We start from the raw sequence: 20,431 nt of genomic DNA on the forward strand, positions 1-20,431 counted from the left end.
AGCCCGCAGAATACGCCTGCGCTATACAGCCCGCACCGGCGCCTATACCCCGCCGGACAGGCGGCTGCGTTCGCCGAGAATCTGCTCGAAGGTCGCGAACACCGGTAGCGGTCCGGCCGAATTCCACATCTGGTCGGTGAGCAGGATCGCGGTTACAGGACCGTCGTTGGTCCAGCTGGAGCCGAGACCGCCCGCCCAGCCGTAGGCACCTGCGCGAGGGCCGTCGGGACGGTCGGTCAGTTGCACCCCCACGCCGTAACCCCAGCCGGCGCTGCCGTCCGGCTCCGGCCCGCCGCGAGCGATTTGCTCGGCCGTCAGATGGTTGGTGGTGATGGCCGCGACGGACCGTTCGGACAGGATCCGCGTTCCGTCGAGTTCACCGCCGCCGGACAGCATCCGCGCGAAACGATGGAAGTCGGCGAGGGTGGAGACGAGTCCGTCGCCGCCGCCTTCGAACGCCGGTGGGCTGCTCCACTGGCCGTCGACCGGATCGAAGACCACACGCTCGCCGTCGACCTCGACGAAATGCGGGCCGAAGCGGTCGAGCTTGCCGGGCGCGACACTGAATCCGGTGTCGGGCATATCGAGCGGGTCGAGCACTCGTTCGGACAAGAACTGCGACAGCGGTTTGCCCGCCGCCCTGGCGATCAGGATGCCGAGGATCGCCGAGCCGACGTGGTACAGCCAGCGCTCCCCCGGCTGGAACTGCAACGGCAGAGTGCCGAGCCGGGCGAGCCAGACGTCCGGCGGCGGCATCTCCGCCGGGGTGGGCGGACCGGCGCCGAGGCCCAGCTCGGCACAGGCCGCGGTGAACGGCTTCGGCGAGAAGTCGGTGAAATCCATGCCCCACCCGAGCCGGAAGGTGAGCAGGTCGTCGATCGTGATGGGCCGTCGTGCCGGGACCGTGTCGGTGATCTCGGCGGCCGGATGGGTGAGCACTTGCCGATCGGTGAGCTCGGGCAGTAAGCGGTCGACCGGTTCGGCGGGGCCGATGACGCCGTCCTCGATCAGGATCGATGCCGCGACGGCCGTGAGCGGCTTGGTCATCGACGAGATCCGGAAGATCGTGTCGGTCCGCACCGGCGTCGTGCGCGCGGCATCCAGATGACCGATCGCACCGGTGGCCACGGTGTTGGAATCGTCGACGAGCCAGGCCAGGCCGAGCAGTTCGTCGGCCGCCACGTGTGCGCCGAGGCGTTGGTCTATCGGGTCGAGCGTCATCGCATCTCCTCCCGTTCGCGTGACGCCACTAGACCACAGCGGTCCGACAGCTATTGCCGAATCGCCTCCGGCACCGAGCACAATCGCCCGCGGCAAACCTGTGGATAACTTCTAATCACCTAGCAGCACAACAACTTCCGATAGCGAGCGGCGAAACTTGTCGGTGCCTCCCGATACAATCGAAAGCGTGTTCGAGGATCGTGCCGCACACAGCACGATCCGTTCGCGAGGGAGGACGCCGATGAACGCCATTGCCGCACAACGAAAGACCTTTATCACCGAGCCCTACGTCCCGCTGGAGAAGAAGCGGCTGCCCGCAGGCCGTCCGCGCCGCTGGTACATCGCGCACAACCGCAGGCTCAAGGCCATGCGGCTGACCATCGCCCTGCTCGATTCCGGTGTGTACCTGCCGAATCAAGCGACCAACGATACGATCCGGCGCACCGCCGAGAAGATCGACCTGCGCGCGCCGTCGGATGCCACCTGCCGGCTCGTGCGCACGCTGCTGCGCTACAGCCGATGACCCCGATACGCCGAAAGCCCGCCGTGACGGGCGGGCTTTCGGGGTATCCACGACGGCTAGCGGCTGCTGCTGCGGCGGCTCTTCTTACGCGGCGGCGGCAACAGACCCTCGGCGCGCAGGCGCGACGCGTGCTCGGCCAGCGCCTCGACCAGGGGGCCCACCTGCGCGGTCTCGGGCTGCACGTCCACGCGCAGACCGAACTCGATCGCCGTCTCGGCGGTCTTCGGGCCGATACAGGCCACAATGGTCCGCGCGTGCGGCTTACCCGCGATACCGACGAGATTGCGGACCGTGGAGGACGAGGTGAACAGCACCGCGTCGAAACCGCCGGTCTTGATCATCTCGCGGGTCTCTGCGGGCGGTGGCGACGCGCGCACCGTGCGGTAGGCGGTGACGTCGTCGATCTCCCAGCCGCGTTCGCGCAGGCCCTCGGCGAGGGTTTCGGTGGCGATGTCGGCACGGGGCAGCAGCACCCGGTTCACCGGGTCGAACACGTCGTCGTAGGGCGGGAAGTCGGCGAGCAGGCCCTCCGAGGACTGTTCACCGCTCGGCACCAGTTCGGGGTTGATGCCGAAGGAGCGCACCTTCTCGGCGGTCGCCTCGCCCACACAGGCGATCTTCACACCGGAGAACGCCCGCGCGTCGAGACCGAACTCGGCGAACTTCTCCCACACCGCGCGCACCGCGTTGGTGGAGGTGAACACCACCCACTGGTAGCGGCCGTCGACCAGGCCCTTCACCGCGCGTTCCATCTGTGCGGGGCTGCGCGGCGGCTCGACCGCGATGGTCGGCACCTCCATCGGAATGGCACCGTGGGTGACGAGCCGTTCGCTCATCTCACCGGCCTGGTCCTTGGTGCGCGGCACGAGCACGGTCCAGCCGTACAGCGCCCGCGACTCCCACCACGACATCTTCGAGCGCTTCTCGACCTCTTTACCGACCGTGACGACCAGCGGGCCGACCAGCTCGGAAGCGGCGTTGTTCAGCGAGGCGAGCGTGGCCTCGATGGTGCGCTGCTGACGGGTGGTGCCACGCACGGTCACCGCCACCGGGGTCTGCGGCGCGAGCCCGTGCTCTACCAGCGCGCTCGCGGTCTCGGCCAGGTGGCCGGAGGTGGCGTGCAGCACCAGCGGGCCGGGAGCGGCGGCCAGCGCGGCCCAGTCCACTTCCCCGCGCACGTCGGCCTCGGTGTGCCCGGAACCGAGCGCGATACCGGCATAGCTCGGCACGGCCGAACCGTTGGGCAGACCGGGCAGCACCTCGAACACCATGTGCGAGCGGGTGACCGCGTTGACCTCGTTGATCACCGAATCGGTCGTCAGCGGGTCGCCCGTGACGATGCGGACCACGTCGTGGCCGTTGCGGGCCTCGGCGATCAGCGTCTTGGCCACCTCGGCGGGTTCGCCGAGCGCCGGACGCACGTCCACCGGACGTTCACCGTCCTCGCCCGGTTCCACGGCCACGCCGATGAGGGCGAGCACACCCTTGTCCACATCGGGATCGGTGAACGCCAGCGTCGCCCGTTCGAGCACCTCGCGGGCGCGCACGGTCAGCAGGGCCGGGTCGCCGGGGCCGGATCCGACGAAAAGGATCCGCCCGGGTTGCTTCTTGGTGGCTCGGCTGCTCATCGGTTGTTCTCCATCGGGCTGGAATTAGGGAAGTCGGTGGCGGGCGCGGGCTCATCGGCGACGCTCAGCAGGGCGCGGGCACCCAGGTCGAGCAGTTCGCGGGCCAGCGTGCGCCCGAGTTCGGCGGCGTCCTCCGGCGCGCCGACTATCGAAGCCCGCAACACATCGGAACCGTCGATCGCGGCGGCGCAGGCACGCAGCGACAGCTCCTCGAAGATCCGGCCGTCCTCGTCGATCGACTCGACGACCTCGGCGAGCGCGCCGATCGGCGCGGTGCAACCGGCCTCGAGTTCGCCGAGCAGCGCACGTTCGGCTTCCACCGCGTATCGGGTCGGCGCGTCGTCCAGACCGGACAGCACCTCGATCAGCTGCGGGTCGTCGCTGCGGCACTCCACCGCGAGCGCGCCCTGGGAGGGAGCGGGCAGCATCTGCACCGGCTCCAGTGATTCGGTGATGGCCTCGGTGCGCCCGATCCGGCACAGGCCGGCGCGGGCGATGACGATGGCGTCGAGTTCGCCCTCGCTCACCTTGCGCAGCCGGGAGTCGATGTTGCCGCGCAGCGGGAGGATGTCGAGCCCGAGTCCGAGCGCACGCAATTGGGCGGCGCGGCGCGGCGCGGAGGTGCCGACCTTCGCGCCTGCCGGCAGCTCACCGAGTACGAGCCCGTCGCGGGCGACCAGCGCATCGCGCGGGTCCTCGCGGGGCGGGATCGCGGCGATGGTGAAGCGCGGGTCCTGCGCGGTCGGCAGATCCTTGTACGAGTGCACCGCGATATCGATACCGCCGAGAGCGAGCTCGTCGCGCAGTGCGGAGGTGAACACGCCGACGCCGATCTTCTGGACCGGGTCCGACGACAGATCGCCGGGAGTTTTGATCACGACCAGTTCGGCGGGCTGGCCCGCCGCGATCAGGGCGTCGCGCACGGTACCCGCCTGGGTCAGCGCCAACAGGCTGCCGCGCGTGCCGATCCGCCAGGGCGCACGAGTGCTTCCTGCGGTCACGGTGTCCTCTTCCTGCACTGTCGTGGTCATGATGTGCCCTTCTTCGCACGTCCGGGCTTCGTCTGGTTGTGTGTCACGGCGCGGGCGGTCATGCCGACTGCCCGTCGCCGAGGTGTCCCGCGGTGAAGTCGTCGGCCAGCGCGGGCTCGGCCGCGGCGACCTCCATGGGCGCGGCAACCGCTTGCACCGCACCGGGTTTCAGTTCGAACAGCTCGCGCAGCGCCTCGGCGTAGCTGTCACCGCCCGGCGTGGACGCCAGCTGCTTCACCCGCACCGTCGGCGCGTGCAGCAGCTTGTCGACGACACGGCGCACGGTGCGCGCCACTTCGTCGCGAGCCGGATCGGCCAGGTCGGGCAGCCGCGAGTCGAGGCGGAGCAGCTCGGCCTCGACTACCTCGGCGGCACGCTGACGCAGCGCGGCCACCGTTGGGGTGACCTCGGCCATGCGTTGCCCGGCAAGGTATTTGGTGAGTTCGTCGGCGACGATCGCGCGGGCGGCGGCGGTGTCGTCGGCCGCGGCGCCCGCGGCCGGATCGCGCTGCAGCGACTCGATGTCGATCACGACGACACCCGGCAGCCCGGCCACGGCGTGTTCCACGTCGCGGGGCAGGCCGAGGTCGCAGAACACCAGCGGCCGTTCGGCCGCACCGGTGTTCGCCCGGCCCGCGAGGGCCCGGTGGGTATCGGCCAGGGTCACCACGGCCCCGACCGCGCCGGTACAGGTGATGACGACGTCGGCGCCGGCCATGGCGTCGATGAGCCCACCCGTCTCCACCGCGACGGCGTCGACACCGTGCGTGGTGCGCCCGGTCTCCGCGAGCCGCTGCGCGCGGTCGAGCGTGCGGTTCACCACCACGATGCGGCCGATGCCCGCCCGCGAAAGATGCGCCACGGCAAGGCCACCCATGGCACCCGCGCCGAGTACCACGGCGGTGCGCCCGGTGAGATCGCCGATCACGCCGCGCGCCCGGTCGAGCGCGACCGACACCACGGAGGCGCCTGCCCGGTCGATCCCGGTCTCGGCGTGCACCCGCTTGCCGACGCGCAACCCGTGCTGGGCCAGCTCGTGCAGGGTGCGGCCGACGGCCTGCTGGTTGTCGGCACTGGCGTAGGCACTGCGGATCTGGCTGAGCACCTGCTGCTCGCCGACGACCATCGAGTCGAGCCCGCTGGCCACCGCGAACAGGTGCTCGGCGGCGGCCTCGCTGTAGCGCACGTAGGCGTGCCTGGTGAGGTCGGCGAAGGCCATCCCGGAGTGTTCGGTGAGCAGCTCGCCCACCACGTCGAGGCCGCCGTGGAAGGCGTCGACCACCGCGTACACCTCCACCCGGTTGCAGGTGGAGACGATCATCGCCTCGGACACGTGACTCGACTCGAGCAAGCGGTCGACCAGTTTGGGCCGGTCGGCCTCGCTGACAGCCACCTTCTCCAGCACCGAGACCGGGGCACTGCGATGGGAGATCCCGACCAGCAGAATGCTCATGACTGCACCTCGCCCGGTTCGGTCACGCGCGCACGCGCGCCTGCCTGTTGGTTCGCTCGCTGACGCTCGCTCATGGGGTGATCACCGATCCCTGGGTGCTTGGCTGGCGTTGCCGCATGCGGGTTGGCCGAATGCGGCGCGGTGCGACGCGGCGGCCTGCCGCGCGCCGGTTCGACCGGCGCGGGGTGATTGAGGGCGGGATGGTTCTGCGGCGGCACCCGGCGCGCGACCCGGCCCGAGCTCGCGTGGGCGACCTCGGGCAGCGGCGGCGCGTCGTTGCGGGCGGCGTCGAAGGACAGCATCTGCAGTTCCATCGCCAGATCCACCCGGCGGATCTGCACGTGCGCGGGCGCACGCAGCTCGCACGGGGCGAAACTCAGGATCGAGAGCACCCCGGCGTCGACGAGCCGGTCACACACGTCCTGCGCGGCTTCGTCGGGGACCGCGAGCAGCGCGATCGTGGGGGCGAGAGCGGGAATCTGGGCGACGAGCAGCTCGACATCGCGCACGACGAGACCGGCGTACGACTGACCGATCACCGCCGGATCGTTGTCGAAGATTCCGACCACGGTGAAGCCGCGTACCCCGAAACCGCCATAGCCGACCAGGGCGCGGCCGAGGTTGCCCGCACCGATCAGCACCACCCGATGTCCCTGCGACAGACCGAGCACATCCTCGATCCTGGTGCGCAACTTGGCTACGTCATAGCCGACACCCCGCACACCGTTGGGTCCGAGGAAGGAAAGATCCTTGCGCAGCTTCGCCGAATTGACACCCGCCGCGACAGCCAGTTCCTCACTCGATACGATGGCAACACCGGAGTCGGCCATGCCGGCCAGAACTCGGAGATAGGTAGCAAGACGAGTCACCGTGGCCTGCGGGATATCCCGCGCGAGAGCCTTGCCGGAGGCGCCTGTCGGCGTCTCGTGCTGCTCTGTCACGTCGTCGGCTCCTCGTTCCGGGCCTGATCGCGGTCCGGTACCTGTCGTTGCTTCACCGGTTGTGGGCCGCTGCGTCTCGAGGCAGCGACCGGTGCCATGGGGGGCGTACAAACCCGATCACCACCGCTGCTGAAGGCGGCGGTGCGGATTGCGTGCCACCACCGTAACCGCTTGTGCAGGCGTTCACAAAGTCGGTGAATTTGGCCTCATTTTCGCTCGCGACCAGCGAAACGGCTCAGATCGGCCCGCAAACGTGGCTCGTCGACGTCGAAATAGCTGTGTTCACGGCCGTCCAACAGCACAACGGGGAGCCGATCGCCGTATTCGGCACGCAATGCCGGGTCGGTTGCCGCGGCTTCGTCGACGTCGACGGTCTGTACCGGGAGACCGAAATCACCACAGATGGTCTCCAATTGGGCGAGTGCGATGCTGCACATTCCGCAACCGGCGCGCGTCAACAGGGTCACGGTTGGTGTGGGATTCGTCATGGCTCTTATTTAATCCCCGGGCTCGCCGCGGCATGTCGGCGAATCCGGTTACTGTGGACATGTTCGCGCGACTAGCGGAGGGTACTGGTGCCGGAACGTTCGAAGGTGACTAGGGCCGGATTCGTCGCAGGGCGATTCGGCGAGTTCCCTGCGCGGTGGCAGCCCAGCCGCCTCGGCCAGGAGCTGCAGGAACAGTTCGCGCGGCTGCCGCGCAGCCCGTTCGGGCCGAGCGAGGAGGAGCTGCGCGCCAATCTGGCCGGTGAGGCCAGTGCCGATGCCGCCCTCACGCTGCACGACGCCGAACTGGCCGAACAGGGCACCGACGCGGGCCCCGAAGCGCCGCCGCGCGACCTCACCGCCGCCGCGTTCTTCGACGTCGACAACACCCTCGTGCAGGGCGCCTCGATCGTGCATTTCGCGCGTGGCCTGGCGGCCCGCAAGTATTTCAAGACCTCCGATCTGGTCGATGTCGCCTGGAAACAGGTGAAATTCCGGGTCACCGGCAAGGAGAACTCCTCCGATATGGCCTCGGGCCGGGAGAAGGCGCTCAGCTTCATCGCCGGTCGGCCCACCGCCGAGCTGGCGATGCTCGGTGAGGAGATCTACGACGAGATCATCGCCGACAAGATCTGGCCGGGCACCCGTGCGCTCGCGCAGATGCACCTGGACGCGGGTCAGCAGGTGTGGCTCGTGACCGCGACCCCGGTGGAGCTGGCGAATGTGATCGCCAAGCGACTCGGGCTCACCGGTGCGCTCGGCACCGTCGCCGAGAGCGTCGACGGCCAGTTCACCGGTCGCCTGGTCGGCGACATCCTGCACGGCCTCGGCAAGGCCCACGCCGTGCGCACCCTCGCGATTCGTGAGGGCCTCAATCTGAAGCGGTGTACCGCGTACTCCGACAGCCACAACGACGTGCCCATGCTGTCGCTGGTCGGCACGGCCGTGGCCATCAACCCCGATTCCGACCTGCGTGAGGTGGCCAAGAACCGGGGCTGGGAGATTCGCGACTTCCGCACGGGGCGCAAGGCCGCCAAGATCGGCGTACCGACCGCGCTGGCGCTCGGCGCGGCGGGCGGCGCGGTCGCGGCGGCGGTCGCCCGCCACCGCGAGAAATAGCTTGCCCGCCTCTCCGAGAACTCAGGCCAGACTCGGGTGCGGGGCAATCTGCGTCGGCGGCCAGACCAGGGTGGCCGTTTGGTCGGCCCGTCCCCGGTGAGTTACCCATGTACTCACTTGCTACCCGAGGACCCTTGCTACCCGAGGACCGGGTTGCGGCGTTTCGCCAGGAGCTTGTACAGCGTTTGCTGGATGGTCTCGCGCACCTGGTCGGTGACGTCGAACATGGTCATCGGATCGTCGGCTTCCTCCGGTTCGAACGCCGTGGTCGCGATCGGCTCGCCGAACTCGATGTACCACTTCGACGGGACGGGGATCGCGCCGAGCAGGCCGAGGTGCGGGAACAGCGGGGTCACCGGGAAGTACGGCAGGCCGAGGAGACGGGCCAGCGGCTTGATGTCGGCCAGCTTCGGGTAGATCTCCTCCGAGCCGACGATCGACACCGGGATGATCGGCACACCGGTGCGCACCGCCGCCGACACGAATCCACCGCGACCGAAGCGCTGCAGCTTGTACCGGTCGGCGTAGTTCTTGCCGACACCCTTGAAGCCCTCGGGGAACACCCCGGCGATGTGCCCGGAGCGCAGCAGCCGTTCGGCATCGGGGTGGCAGGCGAGGGTGTGCCCGGCCTTGCGGGCGAGCGCACCGAAGACGGGCAGCTCGAACACCAGGTCGGCCGCCAGCAGGCGCAGCGCGCGGTGGGCCGGATGCTTGTCGTGCACGGCCAGCTGCAGCATGAGCCCGTCGAGCGGAACCGTGCCAGCGTGGTTGGCGACCAGCAGCGCGCCGCCGGTGGCGGGAATGTTCTCGATGCCGGACGCCTCGACCCGGAACCAGTAATCCGACAGCGGCCGCAGCGCGGGCAGGATCACTGATTCCAGCAGGTGCTTGTCGTAGCCGAATTCGTCGATCTGGTAGTCACCGGTGAGCCTGCGCCGCGCGAATTCCGCGGTGCTCTCGATCTGCTTGCCGAGAGCGTCACGCAGTGTCTCCGACAGCGACTTCGGCGGCCGGGTCGGCATGCCCGGCCGGTGATCGCTCAAGGCGGTGACGGGGGTGGGTTGGACCGGAACGTCCGGTTTACGCCGGGACGACGGCCGGTGCCGGGTCTCGACATTCACGTCGAGACGAATGACTTTCGCTCCTTCGTTCATGTGTGTGCTCCTGAACCGGCCCCGATGAGGCCGAGCAGTTTGTGTTCCGCGGCGTCGATCCATGCCGGATCGAAGACGGGCCGCAACGCTGCGCCCGCGATGAAGTCGTCGAATGCCTGGACCGTCGTCCAGCGCGGGGTGAAGCCGAGTTCGGTTCGCATGCGGGTGGTGTCGAGACCGCAACCGAAGTAGAAGTAGTCGGGTTGTTCCCCGCTGAAACCGCGCATGACCGGGCCCATCAGGCTCCGGCCGACGGTGCGGAAAACAAAGAGGGGTACCGGGGCGGCGATGCGCCCGGCCCGGCGGATGGCCTGCGACATCGCCAGCGCGCCGTCTCCGGCCACATTGACGGTGCCACCGTGGGCGCGGGAGGCGGCGTGTACGAGTACCGCCACCGCGTCCTCTTCGTGCAGCAACTGCATCCGGGCTTCGCGCCCGAGCACGGTCGGGGTGATCGGCGACCGCAGGTATTGCACGCCGCTGTCGGCCAGCCGGGGACCGACGATAGGGGCGAGCCGCAGAATCGACGCCGACATATCGGGCCTGCGCCGCGCCATCGCGCGCACGAGCGCCTCGATATCGATCATGTCGCGGGCGAACCAGCCGGCCGGTGGCGTACGCGCACTCATTTCCTCGGTGAATTTCGCCGGGTCCTTGGCGCTGCAGCCGTACACGGCCGACGACGAACGCACGACGACGCGACGCACCGATTGCGCCTTCTGGCACACCGCGAGCAGTTGCATCGACCCGAGCACATTCAGGTCTTTCATCACCGCGCGACCGCCGCGCGCCGGCGGGCGGGTGAGCAGGGCCGCGTGGACGACGGTATCGACGTTGTTGTTCTCGACGACCTTGCGGATCAGTGGATTCCTGATGTCGGCGCGGACGAATTCGGTACGGCCCAGGCGACGGCGCACCTCGCGACCGGGGGGCATGGTGTCCACCGCGATGACCCGTTCGACACCGGGATCGGCGGCGAATCGGGACGCGATCCGGCTACCGAAGTAGCGGCTGGCACCGGTGACCAGCACGACTTTCGGTTCGTGGCGTTCCCGCGTATCGGAACCCTGACCTGACCCCACTCAAAGCCCCCTGCTTCTCATGATTTCCGCGTACCAGAGTAGCCGCATTCGCGCCACCCGCCGACACGATCTACCAGCTTTTAACGAGGACGACCCGTTATCGCACAGCGAGATTTACAAACCGGGTCATTTCACAGCGAGAGCCCGTCACCTCGAAAGGTGACGGGCTCTCGCGGGCACGCAGGCTTACTTGCCGAGTTTGCGCCGCTGAACACGTGTGCGGCGAAGCAGCTTGCGGTGCTTCTTCTTCGACATACGCTTGCGGCGCTTCTTGATCACAGAACCCATAGGGTTTCCTCGCGTTCTCTCTACTCGGCATGCACACGCGGTGTCGCGTGCGTCGTCTGGTGCCCGCGCCGCCGGGGCGCACCGGACACCACGAAGCGGTGCCACCGGCAGGCGGACACGAACCGATTGTCCATGCTACCGGGACACCGAAGCAGCGACGAAACCGCAGTACCCTTGGCGGCTGCCGCCGCGGGTTTCAGCTCATCCGGCGTCGAAGTACGACGTCTCCAGGTAGTCGTGCACCGCCTTCGCGTGCACCCGGAACGAGCGTCCGACCCGCACCGCGGGCAGTTCGCCCGAGTGCACGAGCCGGTACACCGTCATCTTCGACACCCGCATGAGATCGGCGACTTCGGCGACGGTGAGAAACTGTGTGCCACCGCCGATCACCGGTTGCGGAGTGGCACCGACTCGTGGAGCGGGTGACCCCGATCCACCGCCGGACGCCGGTGAATTACTGGACATTCTGTTCGCAGACATCATGGCACCATTGACCTCCGGCACGTCCGCGCCGCCGGCTTCCCCACCGGCGGAACAGACACGCACGTGCTTCTACGAGCTTAGCGGTGCCAGTGGGATTACTGCGACGGGTGTGAGAAATCGGTTATCGCGCCGGGCGTCCGCGTGTCATTCGCTGGACGCGCCCTGTTCCACGGATCGACGCTTGGCGGCCTGCAATGCCTCGATGAAGGTCGACCGAATCGCGCCGCGTTCGAGTTCGCGCAAGGCCGCGGCCGTCGTGCCGCCGGGCGAGGTGACCGCCGCGCGCAGATCGACGGCGTTCTGCCCGCTCTCATCGATGAGAGCGGCCGAGCCGATCATGGTCTGCACGACCAGTTCGGTGGCGACTTCGCGGGTGAGGCCGAGGCCGACACCGGCGTCGATCATGGCCTCGACGACGAGGAAGAAATACGCCGGACCCGACCCGGAGACGGCGGTGACGGCGTCCATCTGCGTCTCCGGCACCGTCACGACCTTGCCGACGGCCTCGAGCATCTCACCGACCACCTCGAGCTGTTCGGCATCGGCATAGCGGCCGGGCGACAGCACGGACATGCCCTGACCGACCAGCATCGGGGTGTTGGACATGACCCGCACCACGGCGAAGCCGGCCGGTAGCTTCGACTCCAGGTGACCGGTGGTGATGCCCGCGGCCAGCGAGACGAGTACCTGCTCGCGGCCGGTGTCGAGGTCGGCCTTGGACAGGTCGGCGAGTACCGAGTCGACCACGTTCGGCTTCACCGCGATGACGACGATGTCGGCGCCGACGACGGCGTCGGCGGTCGACCCGGTGACCCGCACCTTGAACCGCTCGGCGAGCTGCGCGGCCCGTGGCGCGAGGGTCTCGACGACGACCAGATCCTTGGGCGCCCGACCGGCTTCCAGCAATCCGGCGACCAGCGCCTCACCGATCCGCCCACCACCGACAACAGCAATTCTCGTCATGCGGCCAAGGTTAGTGGTGGGGCGGCCGGGATTGTTACTTGGCGGGGATCAGCGCCAGTTGGCGGCTCTGGGCGACCACCGCACCGGTGGAGTCGAGGACCAGTTGGTCCTCGTCGAACATGCGCTCGCCCACTTCACGGGAGGTGGCGATGACACGCAGCCAGCCGGGCGCCGGGACGCGACGCAGGTAGGTGGTCATCTGGACCGTCGGCGACCAGCCGAAGTGGCCGAGGTTCATCGGCACCGGCGGGCTCATGTCGGCGGCCATCATCGCGAAGGCGGCGCGGACCAGGGGGTCGGCTTCGTCGCCGTCGAAGGGGCGGATCCACAGTCGCAGCCGGGGATCGCCGGTCTCACCGCGCAGGAATTCGCCCCAGGTGGGATCGAGCAGGACGTGCGCGCCCTGGCTGACGTGCACGATCTTGCCCATCGGCGAGTCCGGGGTGTACCGGAGCGCGGTGTCGGTGGGTTCGGCCGGCATGTCGGTGTCGGGGCCACTCCAGCGGGTGGCGGTGGCGTCGAGGTGGCCGAAGGTGAACGCGGTGCGCACCAGGGTGCGGTCGTTCTGGATCAGTTCGGCGTCGACCAGGCAGATCTGGCGGCCCTTCTTGCGGATGTGCACCGCGTACTCGACCTTGCCCGGATCGGGGGCGCCGAGGAAGTCGGAGCTGGCCGCGATGGGCGCCATGCGGGCGTAGGAGGCGTCGGCCTCGGTGAGCCATCGGGTCGCCGCGGCGGCGCTGGCGGCCACCATGGTGCCGCCGTGCACCTTGGGGCCGATGGTCCAGGTGGGCTCGATGACACCGGCGTAGCGGCCGGTTTCGGCATCGGTAGTGGTGAGCTCGGTCAGGTCGACGACCTGACTGAACGGCGCGTCGGTCGCGAGTTCTCGCGTCATCGTCACTCCTGGTCGCGGTGCACTTTCGTACAGCGTACAAGCATGGTGCCGCTCGGCATATTCCCGAGTTCGCCGCGATGATTACGGCAGGTCGGCGTGGCGGGGTTGCGGGTCGGGCGTTGCGCCCGTGAGGTGACGGCGCGCGAATTCGAGGGTGCGCGCCAGCAGGGCCGAACGGGCGGCCGTGGTCCGCGCGTTCTGGGTATTGATCTCGGCGACGGCGTGGCCGCGAAAGCCCGTGTCCACCAGGTATTCACACAGTTGCGCGCACGGCTGGGTGCCGTCACCGGGGACCAGGTGCTCGTCGTGGGCGGCGCCGCGCCCGTCGGCCAGATGCAGGTGCACCAGGCCCTCGCCCATCCGCCGGGCCAGCTCGAGCGCGTCGGTTCCCGCCGTCGCGGTGTGCGACAGGTCGAGGGTGTAGTGGTCGAAACCGGTATCGGTCGGGTCGTAGGACGGACTGAACGCGCTCACCGCGCGCCCTGGCCCCGCGCGACGTTCCAGCCTGCGCACCGCGCCCTCACGGAACAGGGTGTCGGCCCGCATCGGGAACATGTTCTCCACCGCCACCTTCACCGGGTGGTGCGCCTCGAGTTCACCGACCTGCTCGGCGAAACCCCTGGCGTAGCGGCGCTGCCAGCGAAACGGCGGATGCACGACCACGGTGTCGGCACCGAGCGCCTCGGCCGCGCGCACACTGCGTTCCAGCTTCGCCACGGGGTCCGCGCCCCAGACCCGTTGGGAGATCAGCAGACACGGCGCGTGCACCGCGAGCACCCGGACGCCGTAGCGCTTGGCATAGGACTGCACGGTGTCGATGTTCTGGCTGGCCGGTTCGGCCCACACCATCAATTCGATTCCGTCGTAACCCAATTCGGCGGCATAGCGGAACGCCGCCTGGGTGTTCTCCGGATAAACCGACGCCGTCGACAGCCCGATCTCGATGTTCCCCACGGCCCACTCCCTGTATTCAGCTGGTACTGAGGAGGAAGGCTAGCGGTCCGAGCGTCACGAAGACGCCGACGACGACGGCGATCACCGTGCTGAAGATGTCGTCGGTGCGGCGCAGCACCCGAACCAGCGCGACCAGACCGAGGATCACCACCATCGCGAGGGCGAGCGCCACCCAGGGCAGCGTCTCCCACATCGTCTCGAAACCCTTGAACAGCAACATGCCCGCAACGGCCGCACCGGCGCTCTGCGCGCCGAGCATCATCCACTCGCGGCGATGATCGTCGGCGGGCGCCTTGGCCGTGAACCGGGAGATCCGGCCACCCGCCGCCGACCGGTTGCGTGACGACGCGACCCGGCTCTTGGCACGGGATCTCGCGCGGCCCGCCACCTTGGCCGCGGCGGCCTTGGTCGCGGCCCGCCTGCTCGCCCGGCTCGGTTTCGGCTCGGGCTCGTAGTCGTCGTCCTCGTACTCGTCGTAGTCGCCGTAGTCGGTGTCGGAGTAGTCGTTGTCGGCGTAATCGCGGTCGGTGTAGTCGGATTCGGCGTAGTCGTCGGTCGCCGGTTCGACGCCGCCGAGGCGATACACCTCGGTGCGCGCGTCGGCGGTGGCGTCGATCTCGGCGCGCTGGCGCAGCAGATCGGCGGCCACCGAGTCACCGGCGAGCAGCGGCTGTTCCTGGCTGATCGGCGACCACGCCGCCGTCGGGACACCGGCGCTTTCGGGCGCCGGATCCTGCGCGGGGCGATGCCTGCGGGCCGACCACGACGGCAGACCGCCACCCTTGCCCGCATCACGCCTGCGCTCGAGCGACGGGCGCGGATCGGCGGGGGCCTCGGGTGCGGGGCTGTAGGCCTGCGTCGGCTGGGGGTAACCGTTCGGCGCCGGATACCCGCTGTCCCTGCCGTTGAAAGCCTGCGGCTCGTAGGCGGGCGGTTCATAGGGCGTCGGCTCGACGCTCGGGTGGTTCTCGAATCCGAGATCCGGGAAGGCGTTGAATCCGGGGGTCTGGCCGGGACGACCCATGAACGCGCGGGGCGCGTCGATCCCCGACTCGTGCAGCGAGGCCGCGTACCCGCTCGCGGCGGGCGGTTCGGCGGCTTCCTCCGCGGCCTCGGCGGCACGGCGACGCGCCGCCCGGCCACCGGTGACCGGCGGTGCGGGTGGTGCGGGTGCCGGGTACTCGGGTTCGTCGTCGGCCTTGCGGCGACGGCCACCGCCGACGGCGGGCAACGCACCGGAACCGAACAGCTCGGCGATACCGGGGTCGACGGGTTGCGTCGTCCCGCCGGGCACACCGAGCCTGCCGTTCTGGCGCGTGTCGCGGGCTTCGGCGCGGAAGGGGCCGAACGGATCGGAGCCGGACCGGGACGCGGTGGGCGCGAGGGGGTCCGCGGTCGGATCGAGGCGGGTGATCGGGCCGGAGATCGGTGAGTACGCCGGTTCGGCGGGGCCGGGCGGCGGATACGGCGCGGGCTGTTGGCTCGCGGGCGGATCGTAGCTCGGCGGTTCGTAGCTGGGTGGTTCGTAGCTGGGTGGTTCGGGCGGTGTCTCGGTGGGCGCGGCGTGTGAGCGGCCACCCGTCCGGACCACCGCGTTCTCACCGGTCAGGTCGGTGACCGAGACCCCACGACCGCTGCGGCGCCGCCTGCCGCCACCGGAGGACGGCGGCGACCCGCCCTGCGCACCGTTGCGCGCGAGCAGTTCGGCTACCGAGAGCTGTTTGGAATCCTCACCACTCATGCTGTCTCCCTACCGGTTCCACCGGCGGCATCGCCACCGGGCCACCCCCGTTGGGTTCGGTATCGAGTTTGCGCAGGATCAGCCCTTCGCGCAGCGCCCAAGGGCAGATCTCGATGCTGTCGAGCGATAACGCCCGCATACTCGCCTCCGCGACCAAAGCCCCGGCCACCAATTGCTGGGACCGGTCCGAACTCACACCTTCCAGTTCCGCACGATCCGAGGCGGTCATCCGGGAGATGAACGCGATCAGCTGGCGCAGACCGGAGCTGGTCAGTGTACGGCGCACCCGCGGGCCCGCGGCCGAGGGTGCCGCCCCCGTGAGCCTGGCCAGCGATCGGAACGTCTTCGACGTGCCGACGGCGAGGTCGGGTTTCCCCGCTTCGATCAGGGTTTTGGACGGGACGACGAGTTCGGCCTCCAGCCAGTCACGCAGGACCGCGATCTTGCGCTTGCCCGGCGGATCGTCGCGTAACCACTCCCTGGTCAACCTGCCCGCGCCGAGCTGCAGCGACAGCGCCACATCGGGCTCCTCGTCGCCGCCGTTGGACATCTCGAGCGAGCCGCCGCCGATGTCGAGGTTGAGGATGCGCCCGGCGCTCCACCCGAACCAGCGGCGCACCGCGAGGAACGTCAGCCGCGCCTCGTCCTCGCCGGAAAGCACCCGCAGATCGACCCCCGTGCTAGCCCGCACCCGGGTGAGCACTTCCTCGGAATTGGTGGCCTCACGCAGGGCGGATGTGGCGAACGGCATCAGTTCCACGCACTTGGCCTTGCGGGCAAGATCGGCGAATTCGGCGATGGTCGTGATGAGCCGCGCCTCGCCCGCCTCGGTGATCCGACCGTCGCCGTCCATGTTCTCCGACAGGCGCAAGGCCGCCTTCGAGGAGCTCATGGGCATCGGGTGTCCACCACGATGCGCGTCCACCACCAGCAGGTGAACGGTATTGCTTCCGACATCGAGAACACCTAGCCGCACTCCGAATACGGTACTTGGTGATCCGGGAGTACAGGACAGGCGACTGAACTGTTAGCGTCAGAACTTGTGACCGAAGGCGAAGGCCCCATCGCGCAGACCGGGCTCCGACCTGGGCGGAAGATCGATCCGGCCCCGGAAGTCGAGCTGGATTTCCCGCGCGAGTGGATCGAGTTCACCGACCCAGCAAACGACGAGCACCAGATCGTCGCCGACCTCACCTGGCTGCTGTCGCGCTGGTCCTGCGTGTTCGGCACCCCCGCCTGCCAGGGGATCATCGCCGATCGTCCCGACGACGGGTGCTGTTCGCACGGCGCGTTCCTCGCCGACAAGGACGACCGCAAGCGCCTCGCGAGTGCTGTGAAACAGCTCACACCACAGGACTGGCAGCTGATGGGCGAGGCCACCGAGAAGGGCAAAGTCGTCAAGAAGGGTTACCTCGAGCTCGACGAACTCGAGGACGAACCCGCCCTGCGCACCCGCCGCTTCGACGGTGCCTGCATCTTCCTCAACCGCCCCGGTTTCGCCGCGGGCGCAGGCTGCGCACTGCACATCATGGCCGTGCGCAAGGGCATCGAACCGCTCGAGATGAAGCCGGACGTGTGCTGGCAGCTGCCGATCCGGCGCACCCAGGACTGGGTGGAGCGCCCCGACGGCGAGCAGATCCTGCGCACCGTCGTCACCGAGTACGACCGCCGCGGCTGGGGTCCCGGCGGCCTCGATCTCGACTGGTACTGCACCGGCTCCCCCGACGCCCACGTCGGCGCGAAACCGGTCTGGCAGTCCTACGCCCCCGAACTGCGCGAACTTCTCGGCGCCCCCGCCTATGAGGAACTGGCCAAGCTGTGCCGCCGCCGCGAGGGCCTCGGCCTGATCGCCGTGCACCCCGCCACGGTGGAAGCCGAACGCCTCCACGGCACGCATCCCGCCTGAGCCGGGGGTCCGGTTCACCTGCCCGCAATCGCCGCGTCATCGAGGTCGGGTTGGATCGCTGCTCATGTCCAAGAAAGCGCTCTACCTCGCGACCCTGACGATCGGCGCCACCCTGTCGATGACCGGCCTCGCCCACGCCGAGCCCAACGGTGACCCGACCAAGTACGCCGACTTCACGTCGAGCTTCGTGAGCTACACCGACCCCGCGGCCATCGACGCGGCGAAGAACGGCAAGTACATCATCGCCAGCACCCAGGGCACCTCGACCACCATCGCTTGCCGCGGCAACGGCGCCGACGTGGAGATCTACGACTGCATGCAGGAAGACGCCTACGGCTGGGTTCCCTTGAAGAAGATGGACACCCCGCTCGGCGTCGTGTGGAGCGCCATCTGAGACTGCGGCGCCCGGGGCTCGGCTCAGTTCGCTGAGCTACCGGGCTCCCGGCCATGCGGCACCACCTCGGTGTTTTGTGCACGACAAAGGTATTGGGCTGTGTTTGTTGGAGCGCTGGCGCGCTCGAGCGCGGCCCCTATGGGGCCGTGCGGGGCCGGGAGTGCGGTCATGGCGGACTGAAGGCGGTTCGCCAGGGAATCAAGCCTCGAGCTTGTAGCCCAATCCGCGCACGGTCACCAGATGCTCCGGCTTGGCGGGATCGGCTTCGATCTTCGAGCGCAGCCGCTTCACGTGGACGTCGAGGGTCTTCGTGTCCCCCACGTAGTCCGCACCCCACACCCGGTCGATCAGCTGCCCACGGGTCAGCACGCGGCCCGAGTTGCGCAGCAGGTATTCGAGGAGGTCGAACTCCTTGAGCGGCAGCGTGACCTGCCCGCCGTTGACGTGCACCGTGTGCCGGTCCACATCCATCCGCACCGGCCCGGCCTCGAGCACGCCGTTCTCACTGCCGGAATCGAGCTCGTCGCCCGCCCCACGCCGCAGCACGGCGCGAATGCGGGCGATGAGCTCGCGCGCCGAGTACGGCTTGGTGACGTAGTCGTCGGCGCCGAGCTCGAGCCCGACCACCTTGTCGATCTCGCTGTCACGCGCGGTCACCATGATGACCGGCACGCCGCTGCGGGTCCGCAGCTGTTTGCACACGTCGGTGCCGCTCATGCCGGGGAGCATGAGGTCGAGCAGGACGATATCGGCGCCGGAGCGGTCGAATTCGGCCAGCGCGGATGGCCCGTCACCGGCGATGGTGACGTCGAAGCCTTCCTTGCGCAGCAGGAACGCCAGCGGATCGGCCAGCGACTCCTCGTCTTCGACGATCAACACACTCGTCATCTGCGTGCCTCCACACCGTTCGTTCGTCCAGCGGGATTGCGCTGGGCGATGGTTTCTCTCGTGGCGAGCTCGGGCGTCTGCCCCGCGTCCTCGTCCCCATCGGTTTCCAGATGGGCGGGGATGCGCAGGGTGAACGTCGAGCCGGTGCCCAGTTTGCTCCACAGGGTGATCTCACCGTTGTGATTGGCCGCCACGTGTTTGACGATGGCCAGGCCGAGCCCGGTACCGCCGGTCGAGCGGGAGCGGGCCTTGTCGGAGCGGAAGAACCGCTCGAACACCCGTTCCTGGTCTTCTTTCGCGATGCCGATGCCACGGTCGGTGACGGCCATCGCGACGTGATCGCCGCGCAGCGACCGGCTCACCGACACGTGCGAACCCTGCGGCGAGTACGCGATGGCGTTCTCCACCAGGTTCGACAGCGCGGTGACCAGCAGCGTTTCGTCACCGAGCACTTCCAGCCCGCTCGGCCGGTCGGTGCTGACGGTGATGCCCGCGGCTTCGGCGGCGGTGCGCGAGCGGTCGACGGCCTGCTGCACCACGGTGTCGACGTCGACAACGGCCAGGTCGGGCAGTTTCTCCGCCCCCTGCAACCGCGACAGCGCGATCAGTTCGGTGACCATCTTCCCGAGGCGCCGGGATTCGGCGAGCACGCGGGAACCGAAGTGCCGTACCGCGTCGGGGTCGTCGGCGGATTCGAGCATGGCCTCTGCGAGCAGGCTCATCGCACCGACCGGCGTCTTGAGCTCGTGGCTGACATTGGCGACGAAATCGCGCCTGGTCGCCTCCATGCGCGCCTGTTCGGAGTCGTCGTCGGCGAACAGCACGACGAGACTGGTCTCCTCGCGCGAGAGTTTGCGTGCGATGCCGCGCACCGCGATGCGGCCGCGCCCGGGTAACGGGTTCTTCGCGGTGAGGTCGAACTCGGCGGATTCACCGGTGGCGAGGACCTTCTCGACCGCCGACCAGGCGCGTTCGTCGAGGAGCCGGTTGCGGACCAGGCCGAGTTCCTCGGCGCGCGGGTTCACCAGCACCACGTCGCGGTATTCGTCGACCACGGCGATGCCGCTCTCGGAGGCGAGCACGATGAGGTCGAGCACCTGCGACATGGTGAGCCCGGTGTCCTCCTGGGTCCGTGCCGCCTGCCTGGCATTGACGTAGGGGATCAGCAGGCCCCCGACTGCCAGTCCGACGACAGCCGCGAGGACTGCCAACAGCACGGCCTGCGGAACGCTCACATTATTGATCGTACGAGTGCACACCGACTTCCCGGCGCGGGGTG

At 68.9% G+C, this 20,431-nt stretch carries 21 protein-coding genes; 4 read left to right on the forward strand and 17 right to left on the reverse strand.

What is annotated here, in order from left to right; all coding sequences use genetic code 11:
• Positions 1–42 precede the first annotated feature (42 nt).
• On the reverse strand, positions 43–1,221 hold the full coding sequence (locus ACWEVR_RS08150; protein WP_452466315.1) for a serine hydrolase domain-containing protein: 1,179 nt from the start codon (positions 1,219–1,221) through the stop codon (positions 43–45).
• A 241-nt stretch (positions 1,222–1,462) separates the two neighbouring features.
• On the opposite strand from ACWEVR_RS08150, the gene ACWEVR_RS08155 reads away from it, so the two are divergent.
• Complete coding sequence (locus tag ACWEVR_RS08155) at positions 1,463–1,744, forward strand: hypothetical protein (RefSeq protein ID WP_067485858.1); 282 nt, start codon at positions 1,463–1,465, stop codon at positions 1,742–1,744.
• A 56-nt stretch (positions 1,745–1,800) separates the two neighbouring features.
• On the opposite strand, the gene ACWEVR_RS08160 is transcribed toward ACWEVR_RS08155, so the two are convergent.
• The 5 genes from ACWEVR_RS08160 to ACWEVR_RS08180 form a co-directional block, all read right to left on the reverse strand.
• Positions 1,801–3,372, reverse strand: a complete 1,572-nt coding sequence (locus tag ACWEVR_RS08160) for a bifunctional uroporphyrinogen-III C-methyltransferase/uroporphyrinogen-III synthase (RefSeq protein WP_067641909.1) — start codon at positions 3,370–3,372, stop codon at positions 1,801–1,803.
• Positions 3,369–4,403 (reverse strand): hydroxymethylbilane synthase, encoded by a 1,035-nt coding sequence (gene hemC, locus ACWEVR_RS08165; RefSeq protein ID WP_067484929.1) that lies wholly within the window; start codon positions 4,401–4,403, stop codon positions 3,369–3,371. Before hemC ends, ACWEVR_RS08160 begins: the two co-directional genes overlap by 4 nt.
• 58 nt (positions 4,404–4,461) lie before the next feature.
• Complete coding sequence (locus ACWEVR_RS08170) at positions 4,462–5,856, reverse strand: glutamyl-tRNA reductase (protein WP_452466316.1); 1,395 nt, start codon at positions 5,854–5,856, stop codon at positions 4,462–4,464.
• A complete protein-coding gene (locus ACWEVR_RS08175) occupies positions 5,853–6,797 on the reverse strand; it encodes a redox-sensing transcriptional repressor Rex (RefSeq protein WP_357148554.1) in 945 nt (314 codons plus the stop codon). The genes ACWEVR_RS08170 and ACWEVR_RS08175 overlap by 4 nt, the downstream gene beginning before the upstream one ends.
• A gap of 206 nt (positions 6,798–7,003) precedes the next feature.
• Positions 7,004–7,285: a glutaredoxin family protein gene (locus tag ACWEVR_RS08180; RefSeq protein ID WP_225278504.1), complete on the reverse strand. Its 282-nt coding sequence runs from the start codon at positions 7,283–7,285 to the stop codon at positions 7,004–7,006.
• Positions 7,286–7,372: 87 nt separating this feature from the next.
• On the opposite strand from ACWEVR_RS08180, the gene ACWEVR_RS08185 reads away from it, so the two are divergent.
• Positions 7,373–8,401, forward strand: coding sequence for an HAD family hydrolase (locus ACWEVR_RS08185; RefSeq protein WP_452466317.1), 1,029 nt, complete (start codon positions 7,373–7,375; stop codon positions 8,399–8,401).
• Between the two features lie 137 nt (positions 8,402–8,538).
• On the opposite strand, the gene ACWEVR_RS08190 is transcribed toward ACWEVR_RS08185, so the two are convergent.
• The 9 genes from ACWEVR_RS08190 to ACWEVR_RS08230 all read right to left on the reverse strand — a co-directional run bounded on the left by ACWEVR_RS08190 (position 8,539) and on the right by ACWEVR_RS08230 (position 16,940).
• Positions 8,539–9,555 carry a lysophospholipid acyltransferase family protein gene (locus tag ACWEVR_RS08190; RefSeq protein WP_452466318.1) on the reverse strand — a complete coding sequence of 339 codons (1,017 nt, stop codon included), beginning with the start codon at positions 9,553–9,555 and terminating at the stop codon, positions 8,539–8,541.
• On the reverse strand, positions 9,552–10,637 hold the full coding sequence (locus ACWEVR_RS08195) for an NAD-dependent epimerase/dehydratase family protein (RefSeq protein WP_067641913.1): 1,086 nt from the start codon (positions 10,635–10,637) through the stop codon (positions 9,552–9,554). The genes ACWEVR_RS08190 and ACWEVR_RS08195 overlap by 4 nt, the downstream gene beginning before the upstream one ends.
• Positions 10,638–10,823: 186 nt before the next feature.
• On the reverse strand, positions 10,824–10,925 hold the full coding sequence (locus ACWEVR_RS08200) for a 30S ribosomal protein bS22 (RefSeq protein WP_003402602.1): 102 nt from the start codon (positions 10,923–10,925) through the stop codon (positions 10,824–10,826).
• A gap of 201 nt (positions 10,926–11,126) precedes the next feature.
• Positions 11,127–11,408, reverse strand: coding sequence for a helix-turn-helix domain-containing protein (locus ACWEVR_RS08205; protein WP_371851926.1), 282 nt, complete (start codon positions 11,406–11,408; stop codon positions 11,127–11,129).
• 144 nt (positions 11,409–11,552) lie between these two features.
• Positions 11,553–12,371 carry a pyrroline-5-carboxylate reductase gene (proC, locus tag ACWEVR_RS08210; RefSeq protein ID WP_452466319.1) on the reverse strand — a complete coding sequence of 273 codons (819 nt, stop codon included), beginning with the start codon at positions 12,369–12,371 and terminating at the stop codon, positions 11,553–11,555.
• Between the two features lie 34 nt (positions 12,372–12,405).
• Entirely contained in the window at positions 12,406–13,269 is an 864-nt protein-coding gene (locus tag ACWEVR_RS08215; RefSeq protein ID WP_452466320.1) for a thioesterase family protein, read from the reverse strand.
• Between the two features lie 81 nt (positions 13,270–13,350).
• Positions 13,351–14,208 carry a sugar phosphate isomerase/epimerase family protein gene (locus ACWEVR_RS08220; RefSeq protein ID WP_067485853.1) on the reverse strand — a complete coding sequence of 286 codons (858 nt, stop codon included), beginning with the start codon at positions 14,206–14,208 and terminating at the stop codon, positions 13,351–13,353.
• A 31-nt stretch (positions 14,209–14,239) separates the two neighbouring features.
• A complete protein-coding gene (locus tag ACWEVR_RS08225) occupies positions 14,240–15,964 on the reverse strand; it encodes a hypothetical protein (RefSeq protein ID WP_452466321.1) in 1,725 nt (574 codons plus the stop codon).
• Positions 15,954–16,940, reverse strand: coding sequence for a Ppx/GppA phosphatase family protein (locus ACWEVR_RS08230; RefSeq protein WP_225278498.1), 987 nt, complete (start codon positions 16,938–16,940; stop codon positions 15,954–15,956). The genes ACWEVR_RS08225 and ACWEVR_RS08230 overlap by 11 nt, the downstream gene beginning before the upstream one ends.
• A 66-nt stretch (positions 16,941–17,006) precedes the next feature.
• Here ACWEVR_RS08230 and ACWEVR_RS08235 point away from each other — a divergent pair, with 66 nt between their 5' ends.
• Together ACWEVR_RS08235 and ACWEVR_RS08240 are read left to right on the forward strand one after the other, a co-directional pair.
• Positions 17,007–17,870, forward strand: coding sequence for a hypothetical protein (locus ACWEVR_RS08235; protein ID WP_245655449.1), 864 nt, complete (start codon positions 17,007–17,009; stop codon positions 17,868–17,870).
• A gap of 64 nt (positions 17,871–17,934) precedes the next feature.
• Positions 17,935–18,264: a hypothetical protein gene (locus ACWEVR_RS08240; RefSeq protein ID WP_067641916.1), complete on the forward strand. Its 330-nt coding sequence runs from the start codon at positions 17,935–17,937 to the stop codon at positions 18,262–18,264.
• A 198-nt stretch (positions 18,265–18,462) separates the two neighbouring features.
• On the opposite strand, the gene ACWEVR_RS08245 is transcribed toward ACWEVR_RS08240, so the two are convergent.
• Both ACWEVR_RS08245 and ACWEVR_RS08250 read right to left on the reverse strand, forming a co-directional pair.
• Positions 18,463–19,152 carry a response regulator transcription factor gene (locus tag ACWEVR_RS08245; protein WP_067484899.1) on the reverse strand — a complete coding sequence of 230 codons (690 nt, stop codon included), beginning with the start codon at positions 19,150–19,152 and terminating at the stop codon, positions 18,463–18,465.
• Positions 19,149–20,387, reverse strand: coding sequence for a sensor histidine kinase (locus tag ACWEVR_RS08250; protein WP_452466322.1), 1,239 nt, complete (start codon positions 20,385–20,387; stop codon positions 19,149–19,151). The genes ACWEVR_RS08245 and ACWEVR_RS08250 overlap by 4 nt, the downstream gene beginning before the upstream one ends.
• Positions 20,388–20,431: the final 44 nt, after the last annotated feature.

Source organism: Nocardia sp. NPDC003979, from assembly GCF_053605015.1.

Bases quoted from the DNA above. Each gene is read 5' to 3' on its own strand.
- ACWEVR_RS08150 (WP_452466315.1), bottom strand. From the start codon at position 1,221: ATGACGCTCGACCCGATAGACCAACGCCTCGGCGCACACGTGGCGGCC.
- ACWEVR_RS08155 (WP_067485858.1), top strand. From the start codon at position 1,463: ATGAACGCCATTGCCGCACAACGAAAGACCTTTATCACCGAGCCCTAC.
- ACWEVR_RS08160 (WP_067641909.1), bottom strand. From the start codon at position 3,372: ATGAGCAGCCGAGCCACCAAGAAGCAACCCGGGCGGATCCTTTTCGTC.
- hemC (WP_067484929.1), bottom strand. From the start codon at position 4,403: ATGACCACGACAGTGCAGGAAGAGGACACCGTGACCGCAGGAAGCACT.
- ACWEVR_RS08170 (WP_452466316.1), bottom strand. From the start codon at position 5,856: ATGAGCATTCTGCTGGTCGGGATCTCCCATCGCAGTGCCCCGGTCTCG.
- ACWEVR_RS08180 (WP_225278504.1), bottom strand. From the start codon at position 7,285: ATGACGAATCCCACACCAACCGTGACCCTGTTGACGCGCGCCGGTTGC.
- ACWEVR_RS08190 (WP_452466318.1), bottom strand. From the start codon at position 9,555: ATGAACGAAGGAGCGAAAGTCATTCGTCTCGACGTGAATGTCGAGACC.
- ACWEVR_RS08200 (WP_003402602.1), bottom strand. From the start codon at position 10,925: ATGGGTTCTGTGATCAAGAAGCGCCGCAAGCGTATGTCGAAGAAGAAG.
- ACWEVR_RS08205 (WP_371851926.1), bottom strand. From the start codon at position 11,408: ATGATGTCTGCGAACAGAATGTCCAGTAATTCACCGGCGTCCGGCGGT.
- proC (WP_452466319.1), bottom strand. From the start codon at position 12,371: ATGACGAGAATTGCTGTTGTCGGTGGTGGGCGGATCGGTGAGGCGCTG.
- ACWEVR_RS08215 (WP_452466320.1), bottom strand. From the start codon at position 13,269: ATGACGCGAGAACTCGCGACCGACGCGCCGTTCAGTCAGGTCGTCGAC.
- ACWEVR_RS08225 (WP_452466321.1), bottom strand. From the start codon at position 15,964: ATGAGTGGTGAGGATTCCAAACAGCTCTCGGTAGCCGAACTGCTCGCG.
- ACWEVR_RS08240 (WP_067641916.1), top strand. From the start codon at position 17,935: ATGTCCAAGAAAGCGCTCTACCTCGCGACCCTGACGATCGGCGCCACC.
- ACWEVR_RS08245 (WP_067484899.1), bottom strand. From the start codon at position 19,152: ATGACGAGTGTGTTGATCGTCGAAGACGAGGAGTCGCTGGCCGATCCG.